Source organism: Nakamurella multipartita DSM 44233 (assembly GCF_000024365.1).
In the GTDB taxonomy this organism is placed as follows: Bacteria; Actinomycetota; Actinomycetes; order Mycobacteriales; family Nakamurellaceae; genus Nakamurella; species Nakamurella multipartita.
In genome coordinates this window covers 1,009,639-1,026,795 of record NC_013235.1, presented here as the reverse complement: position 1 = coordinate 1,026,795, position 17,157 = coordinate 1,009,639, and the positions used below count along the sequence as shown (strand labels likewise).

Genomic DNA, 17,157 nt, shown 5'->3' with positions numbered 1-17,157 from the left:
GCCTATGACGCCCGCTCCCCCTCGGCCGCCGGACGGTCGCCGGCCAGCGCGGCCCGCAGCCGCTCCCGTTCGGCCCGGCGCTGCGCCGACGAGGCCGCCATCGCCTCGTTGACCCGCCGCCGCGGGCCGGCGAACAGCAACCAGGACAGCGGCAACTGCACGATGATCGCGAACAACAGCGCCACGATGAACGGCATGAACAGCATGAGCAGGGCGGTGATGACGGCGATCAGGCCCAGGCGCAGGGCCGTGTAGACCAGGAGCGGCCCAACCAGGCCGACGGATCGCCCGGCGCCCGCCCCTGGAGTCGACCCCGGTGTCACTCCCGGGGCCTGGATGTCGGAGTCGGGAACGCCCGCTCCGATGGTCGTCGGGGGGCGGTCCGGTTCGATGCTGCTCACCCGGTCAGGGTATCGACCGGGTAGGTCAGGCGGTTCGGTCGTTTCGCCCCGGTCGCGACCGGGTACCACCGTGCTGACGCTTCCGCGGCGTCGAGCGGGCGATCTTCAAGTGTTGAGCGAGCGCAAGAAAATTCAGTGGACCCCCCTCGACTAAGCCAGGTGTCAATGTAGAATGGGACAAACGGTACGCCAGTTGACTTGGGACGCATCTGCGTGAGTGTGGTGTGGCACGTCCCGGCATCAGGCGGATGCCTCCGGGCAGCCGTTCGTCCGTCAAAACGAGGCCAGTCGGGGCCCGATGTGGAGGTGGCACGTGACCATGGAAATCACAGAGCGGTTGCTCACGCCGGGAGAGGTGGCCCTGATGTTCCGGGTCGACCCCAAGACCGTGACGCGGTGGGCATCGGCCGGACGCATTGGATCCATCCGGACGCCGGGCGGACACCGCCGGTTCCGCGAGTCCGAGGTCAGCGCGCTGCTGGCGGACCTGACCGTCGAAGCGCCGCGATCCACAGCCTGATCTGACCGGGGGCGGCACATCCCGCCCCGGGATTTCGCTCCGGCACATGCCCCGGATCGGCAGTTCGCCTGCCGACCGGGGCATTGTCGTCGGTCGCCGAGCCTGGTATCAGGGGCTGTTCCACTCACCCATATTGGGCAGGTCGCCCGCGCGCGGAAGTGCGTAGGCTGGACGGGAACGAGGAGGTAGGCCGATGTACATGCTCATTGCCATCGCCGTCACGGTACTGGTGATCGTTCTGGCTTGGCGTGGGATGGGCGCACGGACGCCGGGGGCGGAGCAGCCGGGTCATGGCGCCGGTCCCACGCGCGCGCCGCGACCGCGGCCGACGCGGACGGTCGCCCCGGACGACGACCCCGAATTTCTCAACGAGATCGACCGCAAGCTCCGCGGCGAGGACAAGAGTTCCTAACCGCAGTCGCTCACCGCGGGTGCTGACCGCGGCGAGCCCCGGGGTTGCGCCCAGTGGTCAGTTCAGTCCGGCGTAGGAGTGCAGGCCGGACACCACCATGTTGATGAAGAACAAGTTGAAGATCATCGACACGAATCCGAGCACGCAGATCCAGGCCGCCCGCTTACCCCGCCAGCCCGCCGTCGACCGGGCGTGCAGGTACGCGGCGTAGAACACCCAGGTGACGAAGGCGCAGGTCTCCTTCGGATCCCAGCCCCAGTAGCGTCCCCACGCCACCTCGGCCCACATGGCTCCGGCGATGACCGCGAAGGTGAAGATCGGAAATCCGACGATCGCGGTCCGGTAGGCAATCCGATCCAGCGTGACCATGGACGGCAGCACCGAGAGCATGGACCGGGACCGCACCGGGCTCGCCTCGTCGCCGCCGACCCCACCGGGCCCGACCGGCTGGGCATCCTTGGTCGCCAGCCGCCCGGACCGCTCCAGGCGAGCCCGGAGCAGGTACCCCACCGAGGCCGCCCCGCTGACCAGCAGGATGCTGGAGGAGATGGCGATGGTGGTGACGTGGATCCACTTCCAGTACGAGTTCAGCGCCGGCACGACCGGGGCCGCCGGCACGTACAGCTTGGTCCCGGCGACCACCGCGAGGATGACGACCGGCGTCAGCACGAAGGTGCCCAGCGTCCGGGCGCCGGTGCGGGCCAGCACGATCAACCAGGTGATCGCCGCCGCCGCGCAGATCATGGAGACGAACTCGTACATGTTGGCCAGCGGCAGCCGGCCCACGGCCAGCCCGCGGGTGACGATCGAGATCACGTTCGCGACCGCCCCGATCACGGTGACCACCACGGCGGCCCGGCCGAACCGGACGCCCCAGGGAGCCACCGGCGCCGACTCCACCCGGCCGATCACACCGGGGTCGATCGAACCCGAGCCACCGGCCCGGACCAGGGTGGCCCGGCCGCCGGCCATCGCCTCCGCCGGGTTCACCGCCCGCCGCGAGGCCAATTCGATGGCGTAGCAGACCAGGGCCACGATGTAGGCGGCCAACGCCGCCTCGAACGCCAGGTCGGAGATGTCGGCCCATAGCTGGCTCATCCGCACTCACCCATCTCTGCGCCCGCGCTCGGGCGAGTCACCGATTCACCACCGGCTGGTCGGCCAACGCCGCCAGACCGTCGAACTCTTCGCCGTACCCGGCCTGGTCGGTTCGGGCCAGCCCACCGACCTCTACTACCGTACGGTCGGCCCGGACCGGATGCGCATCGCCCCCGGCCGGGGGCGGCGTGAGCCGGAACCACACCCGCCGACGCTTGATCACCAGCGAGATCATCAGGCCGATCAGCAGGGTCACCGCGAACACCAGGGCCCAGCCCTGCGCCGGATCGAACGAGGTCTGCAGGGACACCCACTCGTTGTACCCGGTGAACGTGATCACGGTGCCGTCGTCCAGGGTGATCGACTCCCCCGGCATCAGGTTGGACCGGGCCTGCTTGACCAGCGCGCCCTTGTCGACCTGGTTGGTGTCGATGGAGAACACCGACTGCGACCGGCCACCCTCCATACCCAGGTCGCCTCGGTACACGTCGACGGCGACCCCGGGGTTGTTCGCGGCCGGGTAGCTGGAGGTCATGATCCCGCCGTGCAGGAAGACCGTCGGGGCGAAGATGCCGACGATAGCCAGCTGGTGCTTGCGGACGTCGTCACCGGTCACCCCGGGCGGGTCGAGAATCTTGACGGCCCCCTCGGAGGTGAAGTTCGGGTCGTTGGGGGTGGGCGCGAACGGCTGCGCGTAGTCGCGGACGGTGCCGTCGGGGAAGCTCACCTGGAAGTGCGGGGTGTAGCCGTGCCCGATCAGGTAGACCCGTTCGCCGTCCAGCCGCAACGGGTCGTTGACCTGCAGCGCGGCCGGGTCCCAGGCGTCCGTCCCGGCCTGGCTCCCGGCCTGGGAGCCGACCTCGGCGACGAAGCTGGTGGCCTGACCGGCCGGGGTGTACTCGGCGTCGAAGCTGCGCACGTCCAGGCAGAACGGCGAGAGCTGGGTGCCGTCGACCAGCAGGCCGGCCCGGAAGTTGTCGTAGGAGGCGGGCGAGGTGGAGCAGAACTGGGAGCCGACGTTGACGATGATCGACCCCTCGTAGCCGACCATCTTGCCCACCGCGATCGCGACCAGCAGGCCGAGCAGGGAGAAGTGGAAGATCAGGTTGCCCAGCTCGCGGACGAAGCCCTTCTCGGCCGAGAGGGTGACCGCGGGCGCCGCGCCGCCGGGCCGTTCCTCCACCCGGCGGGCCAGTCGCCAGCCGCGGAGCCCGGCGGTGATCCGGTCGGCGACCTCGTCGACCGAACCGGCGACCTCGCGCCGGTCGTGATGCGGCAGCCGGCCCAGGTTGCGCGGGGTGGCCACCGGCTGGGCGCGCAGCTGACCGAGGAACTCCCACAGCCGGGGGATCAGGCAGCCGACCAGCGAGGTGAACAGCAGCAGGTAGATGGCCGCGTACCAGGGTGAGCCGAAGACCTCGAAGAAGCCGAGCCGGTCCAACCAGGGACCGATCGTCGGATGGTCGGCGATGTACTGCGCGGTCTTGCTGGTGTTCAGCGACCATTGCGGCAGCAGAGCCCCGGGCAGCGACGCGACGGCCAGCAGGAACAGCAGGATCAGCGCCGTGCGCATGCTGGTCAGCTGCCGCCACACGTTGCGCAGGAAGGCCAGGACGCTGCGGATCAGGCCGGGCCGGGTCGGCGGCGCGGGTTCCGGGGCGGGGGCCGGGCGGGTCGGTGCGTGGGTCACAGCAGCGTCCCCACTCCGGCGATGCGGACCTGCAGCCAGGCGATGAACGAGCCCCACAGGCCGGTGAGCATAAGCAGTCCGAGCACGATCAGGGCGACGGCACCGACGATCTGGATGGTGCGGCTGTGCCGCCGCAGGACGGCCAGCGCGCCGGCCGCCCAGCTGAAGCCGAAGGCCACCGCGATGAACGGCAGGCCCAGACCCGCGCAGTAGAAGACGACCAAGGACAGGCCCCGCCAGGCCGAGCCGCCCCAGTCCGAGGCGCTGGCCAGGGACAGCACGCCGACCAGGGTCGGGCCCAGGCAGACCGTCCACCCGAAGGCGAAGACGGCGCCGAGCAACGGTGCACCCAGGTACCGGCCGGCCGGGCGCAGGTGCAGGCGCCGCTCGGCCTGCAGCGGGCGGATGAACCCGAGCATGGCCACCCCCATCACCACGGTGATGGCGCCGCCGACCCGCATCAGCGTCTCGGAGTTGGCCAGGACGGCTCGGGACAGGCCGACGACCACCACCGACTGGGCCAGGAAGACGACCGTGAAGCCGAGCACGAACAGGCAGGTGGCCAGGACCGCCCGGGCCCGAACCCCGGCCGGCACCCCGGTCTTCGCTCCGGACCTCGTCCCGGTCGACACCCCGGTGCGCACCGGACCGGTCCCCTCGACGCTCGCCGGGGACGTCGACCCGGGTGCCGCGGCCGTTTCAGCCCCGACCAGCGAGGCCAGGTAGGCCAGGTAACCGGGGACCAGCGGCACCACGCAGGGCGAGGCGAAGGACACCGCGCCCGCGGCCAGCGCGAGCAGCGCGGCCAGCAGGTACGGCCCGGAGGTGATGGTCTCGGTCATCGGCGGTCCGTCAGGCCTGTTCGGCGGCGATCGGCCCGATGACGTCGATCATTTCCTGCGCGTCGTCGATCGCCCGGAGCCAGATGTGGGCGACCCGGCCCTGCCGGTCGAGCACGATGGTGGAGGGGATGCCGCTGGCCGGGTACCCCGAGATCGCCAGCAGGGTGCGCATCGACGGGTCGTAGATCGAGGGATAGCTGACCTGCTTGCTGGCCATGAAGTCGGCGCCGGCCGACTTGGTGTCCTTGACGTTGACGCCCAGGAACTGCACCCCGGACGGCGCCAACGCGGTGGCCGCCTGCTCCAACGCGGGTGCCTCGGCCCGGCACGGACCGCACCAGGAACCCCAGAAGTTCAGCACGACGACCTTGCCGGCGAAGTCGGAGACCGCCACGGTGCCCTCGCCGGACAGGCTCTCGCCGGACAGGTTGGCCACGGTGCCGCGCTCGGCCGCCGGGTAGGAGAACTCGGTCTGGCCACCGGGTGAGACGAAGGTGAACGAGCCCCCGTAGACGGCGGCGTCGTTGCCGGTGCTGCAGGAGGCCAGCAGCAGGCTCACCCCGACGCCCAGGGCCGCCAGCGCGTGACGAAGCGAGCGTCGCGTGGTCATGCCGTTCCCTTCGTCGGCCGGCCGACCGGTTCCGCGTCGGGACCGGCGGCGGGATCGTTGACGGCGGGATCGTTGACGGCGGCGATGCCGGCCACCGGCTCGGCGTAGTCCACGCGGCTGAACACCCCGTCGACGAAAGTCAGGGAGGTCAGCGAGGCGACCGAGCACTGCCGGCGCCGCGGGTCGTGCCAGAGCCGGCGCCCCTCCAGGTACCGGCGCACGCTGACGATCGGCAGCTGGTGTGAGACCAGGACCGCCTCCTGGCCCGGCGCGGCCTGCACCGCGGTGTAGACCGCGGCCAGCATGCGATGCGCGATCTGCAGGTAGGGCTCGCCCCACGACGGGCGCAGCGGATCCCGCAGCCGCCGCCAGGTCGCCGGGCGGCCCAACGAGCCGAAGCCGAACGCGGTGCCCTCGAAGTCGTTGGCCGCCTCGATGATGCGGTCGTCGGTCACCACCGTCAGCCCGGTCAGGGCAGCCAGCGGTTGCGCCGTCTCCTGCGCCCGCTGCAGCGACGAGGCCGCCAGGTAGGCGATGTCGGCATCGCGCAGGTACTCGGCGACGCCCTCGGCCATGGCCCGGCCGGAGGCGGCCAGCCGGTACCCGGGGAGCCGGCCGTACAGGATGTTGTCCGGGTTGTGCACCTTGCCGTGCCGCAGCAGGTGCACGACCGTGGTCGCGCTCATGCCCGGCTCCCGCGGGCCCGAAGACCCCGGATCAGGGCCAGCACCGACAGGCCGGCGCCGAGCAGCGCGAGCGCGGCCGCGGTCAGCCAGGGACCGACGTAGCGGGTGATGGCGGTCGAGTCCGCGCCCGGCAGGAAGGCCGGCCAGGTGTCGGTGACGATCCCCCGCCGACCGCAGAACACGGCCAGGGCCAGGAACAGCACCGTGAGCAGGCCGGGGACGACGATGGAGCGCACCGGATTTGTCCCGCCGGTCGCCGCCGGGGCGGCCGGTGGGGCTGGTGAGGTCGTGGGAGCCTCCGGCAGGACACCGGCCCCGATGCTCGGGCCGTCCGACCCGCCCGGCGCGGTCACCCCGCGCGCCGGGCCTTGACCCGCGCGAAGTACACGCCGCCCTTTCCGATGAAGCACAGCATGACCGCGATGATCAGCATCAGCGAGGCGCCCAGGGTGAACAGGTTCGACACCTTGAACATCATGCTGAGCACCACCGACAGCAGCACCGCGACCACCAGGCCGGTCCGGCCCCAGCGGTTGCCCGAGCGCATGAACCAGGCCGCGGCCAGCGCGATCGCCCCGATGACGACCACCATGGCGCTGATCATGATGTTCTGCGTCCGCGCGCTCGAGATGGTCTCGGGCGTCAGCACGACGTAGGTCTTGCAGGTCTCGGCCTGGTTGGCGACGTCGGTGGACGCACCGGACGGCACCACCACGGCGTCACCGATGCCGCCGAACTGGGCGGTGCAGGCGGAGATGTCGGCGTTGTACTGGGCGACCGCCTGGTTGAGCTGATCGTCGGTGGTGAAGATGGAGTACGCACCGATCAGCACGAAGATCGCGCCGGCCGCGATGGCCAGCACCGTGGCGATGGTGACCGTGTTGGGGCGCACCAACGGCGCCCCGTCGTCGGGCGGCAGGGGGGCTGGGGTCAGGGCGGCACGGAACGAATCCATGAAACCCGGGCGCTTGCGGGCGTCGCCCGCGCCGAAACTCATACCGTCGAACTTACCGGGCGCACGGGGTCAACCGGCACACTTGTGCCGGTCGACCGTGTGATACCCGTTAGCGCAGCGCCTGCCGGTGGGCCTTGGACGCGGTGAAGTACGCATTCGACTGGGGCAGGAACATCAACACGATGGCGACCACCGCGAGCAACGCCCCGATCCAGCCGAACACCTGGTTGTTGGCACTGTAGGACTGCCCGTTCACCGTGACGGTGGACGTCGCGCTGAATCCGGACAGCACCGCGAGCGCACCCACGACCGTGAGCACGATCCGGGCCCAGTTGCGGCCGGCGTTCATCTTGAACGCGAAGAACAGGTACAGCGCCGCGAAGACCAGGAAGATGACTACGGTGATGACCTTGACCGTGGTCACCAGGCTGTTCACGTCGATGGAGATCGAGCCGGACCCGCTCGACGCGGCGCCGGCGGCGACCGCCTGGTCCCACACCGAGCTGGTCAGCACCAGGATCACCGAGATGGCCGAGATCACGACCATCAGAATCCAGTCGTAGAAGGCCAGGGTCACGGTCATCGGCCGCACCGGCTCGGGCGGCAGACCGGCACCTCCGGGGTAGGCCGAGTAGCCCTGTGGCCCACCCGGGTAGGGCGGTGGGTACCCGCCCGGCGCGCCGGGGTACCCGCCCTGACCACCGGGCGGCGGGTACGACGGCGGCGGGTAGGACGGCGGCGGCGAGTACCCGCCCTGGCCGCCCGCCGGCGGCTGCGCTCCGTAGGGATTGTTGTTCTGGTCCCACCCTGGATTGGCCATGATCAACAGTAACTCCACAGGATCGCCGGGGAGACGAATCTCCCCCACCAGTTCGTTCAGCGATGCGACTGCCGGTAGGCCTTCGACGCGGTGAAGAAGGTGTTGGACGCAGGCATGAACATCAGCACGAGCGCGACCACCAGCAACGCCAGACTGATCCAGTGGATGCCGTAGTTCTGCACCACGAAGGTGCTGCCGTTCACTGTCACCGAGCGGTAGGTCGGCAGAACCGCGCTGAGCACGCCCAGTACCCCGATGATGGTCAGCACGATCCGGGCCCAGTTGCGTCCGGCATGCATCTTGAATGCGAACAACAGGTAGAGCGCGGCCCCGATCAGGAAGCCGACCACCGAAGTGATCTTGGCCGTATTGACCAGCGTCTGCGCGTCAATGCGCACTCCGTTCGTGTCCACCGCCTGGAGGCCGGCGGCGACGGCTTGATCCCAGATCGGGCTGGTCAACACGATGATCAGCGAGACCAGCGACAGCGCGGTCATCACCAACCAGGCGTAGAAGGCCAGGGTGACGGTCGTGGGCCGGACAGGCTTGGGCAGGCCGAAGCCGCCAGGGTCGGACGCAAATGCAGGGACGGGCGTGGCGCTGGACTCGGTCATGATCAAGACCTTGGGGCCGGTCGGCGCCAGGCGACTGATCTCCTCCGGGTACATCTTGTCAGCAGAGTGTGACAGGCCGAACACACAGTGTAACGACCTATGCCAGCTCCGCGGAGTCCTGGCCGGCCCCCGCGGTCGACCGACTCAGCAGCGCCCCTCAGCGGCACCCCCTCAGCGGCACCCCCTCAGCGGCGCCGCGGCGACTTGCGCGGCGGCGGCAGGGCGCCCTCGGCCCGCAGCCGGGACGCGTGCTCGGCCAGGGCCTCCACCAGCGCGCCGAGTTCGGCGACCTCGGGCTGCACGTCCACCCGCAGACCGAACTCACGCGCGGTCTCGGCGGTCTTGGGTCCCAGGCAGGCGACCAGCGACCGGGCGTGCGGCTTGCCGGCGATGCCGACCAAATTGCGCACGGTGGAGGACGAGGTGAAGCAGACCGCGTCGAATCCGCCGGTCTTGATCGCCTCCCGGATGGGCGCGGCCGGCGGCGCGGCTCGCACCGTGCGGTACGCGGTCACGTCGTCGATCTCCCAGCCCCGCTCGCGCAGGCCCTCGGCCAGGGTCTCGGTGGCGATGTCGGCCCGCGGCAGCAGCACCCGGTCGACCGGGTCGAGGATGTCGTCGTACTCGGGGAAGGTCGACAGCAGGCCGGCCGAGGACTGCTGGTCGGCGGAGATCAGCTCGGGCACGATGCCCAGGGCCCGCACCGCGTCACCGGTGGCGCTGTCCACGCAGGCGATCCGCACGCCGGAGAACGCCCGGGCGTCCAGGCCGAACTCGACGAACTTCTCCCAGACGGCGCGGACCGAGTTGATCGAGGTGAACACGATCCACTGGTAACGGCCGTCGACCAGACCCTTGACCGCGCGTTCCATCTGGGCCGGGGTCCGCGGCGGCTCGACCGCGACGGTCGGCACCCGCTGCGGGATCGCGCCGTGCAGGCGCAGCAGTTCGAGCATCTCCTCGGCCGGGTCCTTGGTCTGCGGGATCAGCACCCGCCAGCCGTACAGTGCCCGAGATTCCCACCAGGACAACCGGTTCCGCTGGGTGATGCCGGCGCCGACGGTGACCACCAGCGGCCCGGTCATGTCCCCGCCGATGCCGTCCAGGGTGGCCAGGGTGCCGTCGACGGTGCGCTGGGTGGGCAGGGTGGCGCCCGAGGTCACCGAGGCCGGGGTCTCCCCCGCCATCCCGGACTGGGCCAGCAGGGCGGCGGTGTCGGCCAGGTGACCCGAGGAGGCCTGCAGCAGCAGGGTGCCGGGCGCGGCCGCCAGCCGCGGCCAGTCCGAGGTGGACCGCACGTCGGCGACGGTGTGCACCGAGCCGACGGCGATGCCCGAGTAGGACGCGACGGCGGTCGCGGACAGTCCGGGGATGACGTCGAAGAGCACGGCGCTGCGGGACACGCTCTGCAGTTCCTTGACCACCGGATCGGCGGTGAGCACGTCCCCGGCCACCAGCCGGACCACGAACTGGCCGTTCTTGGCCGCCGCCACCAGTGCCTTGGCGACCTCGGCCGGCTCGCCGACCGCCGGCTTGACCTCGGCCTCGCCGGCCAGCGCGGTGATGTCGGCGGGCACGTCGGGATCGGTCACCACCAGTGAGGCCGCGTCGAGCGCATGGGCCGCGCGCATGGTCAGCAGGCCCGGATCGCCGGGACCCGCCCCTACAAAGGCGATCCGGCCGACGGGTTTACGTGCGCGGGTCATGACGAGCTCCTCGAGCATTCAGGTGCGCCGGCGGCCGCTGGCTGCGGCCGCCGACCGGTAGCTGACCCTGCTGGGTCAGCGGCACGGTCGGGTACTGCAAGACCGACGTCGCGATGACGCCGGGGTGAACACGCGGCGAACTCGCTCTCGACCACCCTGTCGAGCACGAGGTTGAACCCACCGCTGTTCACGTCGTTCACGTCGTCACCGCCACGCGGGCGGGCTCGGCCGGATGGAAGCCGGCCGCCGGTTCGGTCTCGGCGATCACCCGCGGGACCAGCCGCTCGGCGTCCCGACGGGACTCGTGGAAGGCCAGGATCTGCAGCTCCAGGGCCAGATCGACCGGCCGCACCTCGACGTCGTCGGGGACGGTCAGCACGCCGGGGGCGAAGTTGAGGATGGAGCGGATGCCGGCGGCCACCAGGATGTCGGCGACCTGCTGGGCGGCGCCGGCCGGCGTGGCAATCACGCCGATGGACACGCCCGCGGCCCGGCAGACCTGACCGGCCTCGTCCAGGTGCCGGATGACCCGGCCGCCGACCTCACGACCGACCCGGCCGGGATCGACGTCGAACAGGGCGGAGATGACGAAGCCGCGGCCGGCGAATCCGGAGTACCCGGCCAGCGCCTGCCCGAGGTTGCCCAGGCCGACCAGCGCGACCCGGTGGGCGCGGTGCGCGCCGAGGATACGGCTGATCTCCTCGGTCAGGGTGCGCACGTCGTAGCCGACGCCCCGGATCCCGTAGGAACCCAGGTAGGACAGGTCCTTGCGGAGCTTGGCCGAGTTGACCCCGGCGGACTGGGCCAGCCGCTCGGAGGAGATGATTTCCTGGCCGGCGGTGCCGTCGTCCAGGGCAATGAGCACCTGCAGATACAGCGCCAGGCGGGCCACGGTGGCTTCCGGAATCGCACGCTGACGGCCGCCCTCGCGAGCCCCGCCGACCTGCCCTGTCACCCGTTTGTCCTCCACAGGGCGAAGCACGCCCCCACCGCTGCCGTGGCGACCGTCATGTGCTAGGTCCCCGGTACGGCGCCGAGCCTAGTCACTCGTGAACGCGTGCACAAAGTCAGCGAGTGCCCGGTCCGGGCCGACCGGAGCGTCGGAGCGAAACCCCGCTCGCGGCCGACCGGCACCCGGTCGGAGCAGCCGTGACGCGCATCACAGCCGAAAGAGGGTATGGCGTCAGCCGGCCAGCGCAGCCCGGAGCCGTTCGGTGTCCACCTGGTAGTAACCGTGCAGCACCCCGTCGACCATGATCACCGGGACCAGGTCGCCGTATTCGGCCTGGTCCTCCGGGTCGGCGTCGACGTCGACGGTGGTGAAGCCGGCCCCGGCTTCGGTGGCGAGGGCGGAGGCCGTGGCGATCGCCTCCGCACACAGGTGGCAGCCCGCCCGGGTGTAGACGGTGACCAGGTGACCGCCGGTCAAAACAGGTCCTCGTCGGTGTCGTCCCGGGCCCGCTCGACCCGGTCGCCGGCGGCCGGCAGCCGGGTCCCCAACTCCTGCAGGTCACCGACCGGTTCGGGGCTGACATCGACGGCCGGCTCGGCGTTCTCGGTCGGCGCGGCGGCCTGATCGGGGGCCTGGTCGGGGCTCCGGTGGGTGGACTGATCAGCCTCGTCGGGCTCGTCGTCGGGCACTGCGACCAGGGTCGGCAACGCCTGCCGGGCGGCCGAGCCGAACCGGCGGCGCACCTCGTCCCGGTCGACCCGGCCGACCTCGGTCCGCGGCAGCGCGTCGACCAGGTGATAGACCGCCGGGTGTTTGAACCCGGGCAGGCGGCCCTGCACGAACTCGGCCAGCACCGCACCGTCGAGGCCGCCGTCGACCGGTCCGTCGGCCGGTCCGTCGGTCGGTCGGTCGGTGGCGACCAGCACGGCGGCCAGTTCCTCGTGACCGTCGTCGGCGGGGACGCCGATCACCGCGACCTCGGCGACGCCCGGGTGCTCGGCGAGCACGTCCTCGATCTCGCGCGGGTAGACGGTGAAACCGGAGACGACGATCACCTCGGCCGCGCGGTCGACCAGGTGCAGCCGACCGTCGTCGTCCAGGAAGCCGATGTCGCCGGTGACGAACCAGCCGTCCGCATCGGGACCACCACCGCCGTTGGGCCAGTAACCGGAGAACAGGGTCGCGCCGCGGATGACGATGCGCCCGACCTCGCCCGCGTCCGGGGCGTCGGCCACGGTGTCCAGCGGATCGTGGTCGGGATCGGCGGTCGGCGCGTCCTCGTCGGCGGCCCCGGAGACGGCCAGGTCCTGACCGTCGGATCCGACCACCCGCACCTCGATCCCGGGCAGCGGGCGGCCGACCGACCCGTGCACGGGCGTGTCGGTGGTCAACGACGTGGTGACCACCGAGGCCGACTCGGACAGGCCGTAGCCCTCCCAGACCGGCCGGCCGAACCGGGCGCGGACCGCGTCGAAGTCGGCCGCGGTCAGCGACGCGGTGCCCGAGGTGAACAGCCGGGCGGTGGCCAGCGCGGCCTCGGCATCCGGCACGGACATCAGGTGGTGGTAGAAGCCGGGCGCGCCGGGGATCACGGTGACCGCATGGTCGGCGGCGGCCCGCAACGCGGATTCGGTGGCCGGCCGACCGGACCGGCCGGTCATCGTGCCGGTGCCGCCGGGAATCCCGACCCCCACGCTGGCCACGTCGAACCCGACCTCGGGGATGACCGCGGCCCCGCCGACCAGCGCGGTCGGCAGGAACGAGACGATCCAGCCGGCCACGTGGTAGAGCGGCAACACCTGCAGCACCCGGTCCGCGTCGGTCACCCGAGCCGGTCCCAGCTCGCCGATCGCCCGCACCGCGGCGAGCACCGCCCGATGGGACAGCATCACGGCGCGGTCGCCCCGGGCCCGGGCCAGCAGGGCCAGGTCCTCGCCCCCGCCCACGCTTGCGGCCGCCTCGACCTGGGCCGTCCACCAGTCGGCCAGGTCGGCGCGGCCCAGGGACAGGCCCAGCCGGCGGTCCCGCTCGGCCCCGATCGAGACGAGCGCGCCCACCCGGTCGGCCAGGGCCCCGATGTCCGCGCCCGGTCCGGTCGGGACCGCGATCAGGCCGGCCCGGGCGACCGCGAACAGGGCCGCGGCCAGATCCGCTCCGGTCGGCAGGGCGATGACCACCCGTTCCCCGGGGCCGGCCCCCAGCTCGTGCAGCCGGCGCGCGCCGGCATCGGCCGCCCGGTCCAGCTGGGCCCAGGTCCGGGTGCCGCCGCTGGTCGCGCCGGCGATCACCGCCGGCCGGTCGCCGTACCGGGCCGCCGCGGACCGCAGCAGGTCGGCGACGTTCGTCGGCGCGGTTGACGGGTCGGCATCGGTGGCGTCACCGGGGTGGACGCCGGAGGGATCGGCCGGGCGGGGGCTGCTCACGCTGACATTGTCCGGTACCCGCCGCCGAGGCACCGGGCGAGGCCGCCGTCGCCAGGCCGGACCGGTCTGCCGCCGCCGTCGCGCCAGGCCCTACTCTGGCCGACGGCAGGCACGCGCAGTCGGTCGCCGCGGGTGATCGGCTGATCGCGCTCGGCAGGGGAGGTCACGGGTGAGGAACCGCAAGGCGTTCGACGACCAGGCACAGGCCGCCGAGATCGCCGGGGCCGCCTCCGCCGAGGCCGCGTACAACGCGGTGCACGAGGAAGAGGAAACCCACCTTCCGCCCGGAACCGATCTGACCGCGGCCGCCTTCTTCGACGTCGACAACACGATGATGCAGGGCGCGTCGATCTTCCATTTCGCCCGCGGCCTGGTCGCGCGCAACTTCTTCACCACCGGTGACCTGCTGCGCTTCGCCTGGCTGCAGATCAAGTTCCGGCTGCTCGGCGAGGACGCGCAGGACACCTCCCGGGCCCGGGAAGGGGCACTGGCCTTCGTCGCCGGGCGGCAGGTCGCCGAGATCGTGGACCTGGGCGAGGAGATCTACGACGAGCTGATGGCCGACCGGATCTACCCGCGCACCCGGGAGCTGGCCCAGCGGCACCTGGACGCCGGGCAGCGGGTCTGGCTGGTCACCGCCACCCCGGTCGAGCTGGCCCAGATCATCGGCCGGCGGCTGGGGCTGACCGGGGCCCTGGGCACGGTCGCCGAGACCGAGGACGGCCAGTACACCGGGCGGCTGTTCGGGGAGCTGCTGCACGGCCAGGCCAAGGCCGCGGCGATCCGCTCGCTGGCCGCGCGCGAGGGTCTGGACCTGCGGCGATGCACCGCCTACTCGGATTCGGTGAACGACGTGCCGATGCTCTCGGTGGTCGGCACCGCGGTCGCGATCAACCCGGACAGCGCGCTGCGCGACGTCGCCCGGGAACGGGGCTGGCAGATCCGGGACTTCCGCACCGGCCGCAAGGCGGCCAAGTTCTGGGTGCCGCCGACGGCGCTGGTGGTGCTGGCCGGCATCGCGGCCGTCATCTGGCGCTCGATCTGGCGGCGGGCCAAGCCCTGACCGGGGTTCGACACTCGAGCCCGGGTCGGCCCGGCGCCAGCCCGGAGTTGAGTCAGCCCAGGAACGGGTGCCCGCGGCGCAGCAGCAGCCGGTAGAGCGTCTGCTGGATGGTCTCGCGGACCCGGTCGGTGATGTTGAACACGACCATCGGGTCGTCGGCGGCGTTGTCGCCGAAGCCGGTGGTCGGGATGGGTTCGCCGAACTCGATGATCCATTTGCTGGGCAGCGGCACCGCCCCGAGCGGCCCCAGCCACGGGAAGGTCGGCGTGATCGGGAAGTACGGGAACCCCAGCGCGCGGGCCAGCGGCTTGAGGTTGCCGATCAGCGGGTAGATCTCCTCGGCGCCGACGATGGACACCGGGATGATCGGCACGCCGGTCTTGATCGCCGCGGTGACGAACCCGCCGCGACCGAAGCGCTGCAGCCGGTACCGCTGCGAGTAGGGCTTGCCGACGCCCTTGAAGCCCTCCGGGAACACGGCGACCAGCTCACCGGTCGACAGCAACCGTTCGGCGTCGGGATTGCAGGCCAGGGTGTTGCCCATCTTGCGGGCGATCGGTCCCATGACGGGGGTCTGGAAGACCAGGTCGGCGCCCAGCATCCGCAGCGGGCGGTGCACCGGATGGTGCTCGCGCACGGCCACCGCGGTCATCAACGCGTCGACCGCGACGGTGCCCGAATGGTTGGCCACCAGCAGCGCGCCGCCGCTGTCCGGGATGTTCTCCATCCCGAGAGTCTCGATGCGGAACCACTTCTCGTAGAGCACCTTGAGCGGCGGGACGACCACGTGATCGGTGAAGTCGGCGTCGTAGCCGAAGTCGTCGACCTGGTACTCGCCGGTGATCCGCCGGCGCAGGAAGGCCAGCGAGCCGGCCAGGCCACGCCGCCACCCGGACTCGCCGGACTCGGGGCTCATCGCGGCGCCAACGGGATCGACGGGGGCGGGACCGGCGCCGGCCGCCGCCGGCAACTGCGGGGATACGGTGCCTTCCCGTCCCCCGCGCGGCGGCGGCGCATCGGTGCCGGCCACGGTGGCTCCTCCCTCCCGCTCGAGCGTGTGTTGGTTGGTGCGGGTGACCGCGGCGATCCGCGCCGGCGGCGCCCCGGTGGCCCCGGTGACCGAGGGGCCTTCGGGCCCGCTCATCGGATCCGCCGGCGTCGCGGGGTGCCCGCGGCGTGCCCGTCGATGCCGACCAGCCGGGGCCGAGCCCCGTCCGCCGGGTCGTCGGCCGCGGAGCGGTCCGGCCCGGCCAGCAGCACGTCCGTGACCGAATCGGCCGGCTCGACCGCGGCCCCCGGCATCGGGGTGTCCGGGAGCGGCTGCACGCCCAGGGTGGACGCCACCCGGACCTCGACCCGGCGCACCGCTTCGGGGGTCACCACGGGCCGCAGTCCGGCGGCAAAGTCGTCGAACGCCTGCATCGTGGTGAACGTGGGGATGAATCCGACCCGCTCGCGCAGCCGGGTGGTGTCCATCACCCGGCCGGCCGAGAGCACCTTGACCTGGCCCGGCGAGAAGCCGCCCACGTGCAGGGTCCGCATCACCCGCGACAACGGGTCCAGGCCGATCGAGGGCACCGGCAACGGGATACGTCCGGCCCGGTGGATCGCCTGGGCCAGGGTGATGGTGCCGTCCCCGGCCGCATTGACGGTGCCGGCGAAGCTGCCCAGGGCCAGGTGCTCCAGCAGCCCGATCGCGTCCTGCTCGTGCACGAACTGCAGCCGGGCGTCGCGGCCCAGCACCATCGGCACGGCCGGCGACAGGCTGAAGTAGCGGGTCAGCGGCGTGACCACGGTGGGGCCGACGATCTCGGCGAAGCGGGGCACGGCGATGCGAACATCGGGCCGCCGGCGGCCGAAGCCGCGGACGTAGGCCTCGATGTCGATGGCGTCCCGGCCCGGACCGGAGGAGGGCACGGACCGCGCCGACATGTCCTCGGTGAAGATCGCCGGATCGCGGGAGGAGGCCCCGTAGACCGCCCCGGTGGAGCGGACGATGAGGTTGCGCACGCTCTCCGAGCGTTGGCAGGCCGCCAGCAGCTGCATGGTGCCCAGGACGTTCATTTCCTTGGCCATGGTCCGGGCCGCCGACGATGCCGGTGTCGATGACGCCGAGGCGTGCACCACCGTGTCCACGCCGGCTGCCTCGATCACCCTGGCCACCAACGGATTTCGGATGTCCACCCGGGCGAAGTCGGCCGCGCCCATGCGGGCCCGGGCGGCGGGTTCGGGCAGCGCGGCATCGACACCGATGACCCGGTCGACGCCCGGATGGGCGGCCAACCGGCCGGCCAGGCACGACCCGATGACCCTGGTCACCCCGGTCACCAGGACGATCAGTCCCGCCATCGACCTGACACCCCTG

At 71.8% G+C, this 17,157-nt stretch carries 19 protein-coding genes; 3 read left to right on the top strand and 16 right to left on the bottom strand.

Annotated elements, in window-relative coordinates; translation table 11 throughout:
- Positions 1-2: 2 nt before the first annotated feature.
- Positions 3-401, bottom strand: a complete 399-nt coding sequence (locus NAMU_RS04650; RefSeq protein ID WP_015746256.1) for a DUF4229 domain-containing protein — start codon at positions 399-401, stop codon at positions 3-5.
- Positions 402-720: 319 nt separating this feature from the next.
- Between NAMU_RS04650 and NAMU_RS04645 the strand changes: the two genes are divergently transcribed.
- Together NAMU_RS04645 and NAMU_RS04640 are read left to right on the top strand one after the other, a co-directional pair.
- Complete coding sequence (locus NAMU_RS04645; RefSeq protein ID WP_041368434.1) at positions 721-921, top strand: BldC family transcriptional regulator; 201 nt, start codon at positions 721-723, stop codon at positions 919-921.
- Positions 922-1,114: 193 nt separating this feature from the next.
- Positions 1,115-1,333, top strand: a complete 219-nt coding sequence (locus NAMU_RS04640; protein WP_015746254.1) for a hypothetical protein — start codon at positions 1,115-1,117, stop codon at positions 1,331-1,333.
- Positions 1,334-1,390: 57 nt separating this feature from the next.
- Here the strand turns inward: NAMU_RS04640 and ccsB are convergent, their stop codons facing one another.
- From ccsB to NAMU_RS04575, 13 genes are all read right to left on the bottom strand, one after another.
- On the bottom strand, positions 1,391-2,431 hold the full coding sequence (ccsB, locus tag NAMU_RS04635; protein ID WP_015746253.1) for a c-type cytochrome biogenesis protein CcsB: 1,041 nt from the start codon (positions 2,429-2,431) through the stop codon (positions 1,391-1,393).
- Between the two features lie 37 nt (positions 2,432-2,468).
- Positions 2,469-4,121, bottom strand: coding sequence for a cytochrome c biogenesis protein ResB (gene resB, locus NAMU_RS04630; RefSeq protein WP_015746252.1), 1,653 nt, complete (start codon positions 4,119-4,121; stop codon positions 2,469-2,471).
- Positions 4,118-4,963: a cytochrome c biogenesis CcdA family protein gene (locus NAMU_RS04625; protein ID WP_015746251.1), complete on the bottom strand. Its 846-nt coding sequence runs from the start codon at positions 4,961-4,963 to the stop codon at positions 4,118-4,120. Before NAMU_RS04625 ends, resB begins: the two co-directional genes overlap by 4 nt.
- Before the next feature lie 10 nt (positions 4,964-4,973).
- Entirely contained in the window at positions 4,974-5,573 is a 600-nt protein-coding gene (locus tag NAMU_RS04620; RefSeq protein ID WP_015746250.1) for a TlpA family protein disulfide reductase, read from the bottom strand.
- Positions 5,570-6,259: a histidine phosphatase family protein gene (locus tag NAMU_RS04615; RefSeq protein ID WP_015746249.1), complete on the bottom strand. Its 690-nt coding sequence runs from the start codon at positions 6,257-6,259 to the stop codon at positions 5,570-5,572. The genes NAMU_RS04620 and NAMU_RS04615 overlap by 4 nt, the downstream gene beginning before the upstream one ends.
- The gene (locus tag NAMU_RS04610) at positions 6,256-6,495 is read right to left on the bottom strand and encodes a hypothetical protein (protein WP_041368430.1); all 240 of its coding nucleotides are present in this window, start codon (positions 6,493-6,495) and stop codon (positions 6,256-6,258) included. Before NAMU_RS04610 ends, NAMU_RS04615 begins: the two co-directional genes overlap by 4 nt.
- A gap of 113 nt (positions 6,496-6,608) precedes the next feature.
- Complete coding sequence (locus NAMU_RS04605; protein ID WP_015746247.1) at positions 6,609-7,256, bottom strand: hypothetical protein; 648 nt, start codon at positions 7,254-7,256, stop codon at positions 6,609-6,611.
- 67 nt (positions 7,257-7,323) lie between these two features.
- A complete protein-coding gene (locus tag NAMU_RS04600) occupies positions 7,324-8,034 on the bottom strand; it encodes a hypothetical protein (RefSeq protein WP_015746246.1) in 711 nt (236 codons plus the stop codon).
- Positions 8,035-8,090: 56 nt separating this feature from the next.
- Positions 8,091-8,702 (bottom strand): hypothetical protein, encoded by a 612-nt coding sequence (locus NAMU_RS04595; protein ID WP_015746245.1) that lies wholly within the window; start codon positions 8,700-8,702, stop codon positions 8,091-8,093.
- 131 nt (positions 8,703-8,833) lie between these two features.
- Positions 8,834-10,354, bottom strand: a complete 1,521-nt coding sequence (locus tag NAMU_RS04590; RefSeq protein ID WP_015746244.1) for a bifunctional uroporphyrinogen-III C-methyltransferase/uroporphyrinogen-III synthase — start codon at positions 10,352-10,354, stop codon at positions 8,834-8,836.
- Positions 10,355-10,550: 196 nt separating this feature from the next.
- A complete protein-coding gene (locus NAMU_RS04585; protein ID WP_015746243.1) occupies positions 10,551-11,309 on the bottom strand; it encodes a redox-sensing transcriptional repressor Rex in 759 nt (252 codons plus the stop codon).
- A gap of 228 nt (positions 11,310-11,537) precedes the next feature.
- Positions 11,538-11,783 carry a glutaredoxin family protein gene (locus NAMU_RS04580; RefSeq protein WP_015746242.1) on the bottom strand — a complete coding sequence of 82 codons (246 nt, stop codon included), beginning with the start codon at positions 11,781-11,783 and terminating at the stop codon, positions 11,538-11,540.
- Positions 11,780-13,729 (bottom strand): class I adenylate-forming enzyme family protein, encoded by a 1,950-nt coding sequence (locus NAMU_RS04575; protein WP_015746241.1) that lies wholly within the window; start codon positions 13,727-13,729, stop codon positions 11,780-11,782. The genes NAMU_RS04580 and NAMU_RS04575 overlap by 4 nt, the downstream gene beginning before the upstream one ends.
- A gap of 169 nt (positions 13,730-13,898) precedes the next feature.
- Between NAMU_RS04575 and NAMU_RS04570 the strand changes: the two genes are divergently transcribed.
- Positions 13,899-14,792 carry an HAD family hydrolase gene (locus tag NAMU_RS04570; protein WP_015746240.1) on the top strand — a complete coding sequence of 298 codons (894 nt, stop codon included), beginning with the start codon at positions 13,899-13,901 and terminating at the stop codon, positions 14,790-14,792.
- A gap of 52 nt (positions 14,793-14,844) precedes the next feature.
- On the opposite strand, the gene NAMU_RS04565 is transcribed toward NAMU_RS04570, so the two are convergent.
- Positions 14,845-15,936: a lysophospholipid acyltransferase family protein gene (locus NAMU_RS04565; protein WP_015746239.1), complete on the bottom strand. Its 1,092-nt coding sequence runs from the start codon at positions 15,934-15,936 to the stop codon at positions 14,845-14,847.
- Entirely contained in the window at positions 15,933-17,141 is a 1,209-nt protein-coding gene (locus NAMU_RS04560; RefSeq protein WP_015746238.1) for an NAD-dependent epimerase/dehydratase family protein, read from the bottom strand. Before NAMU_RS04560 ends, NAMU_RS04565 begins: the two co-directional genes overlap by 4 nt.
- Positions 17,142-17,157: the final 16 nt, after the last annotated feature.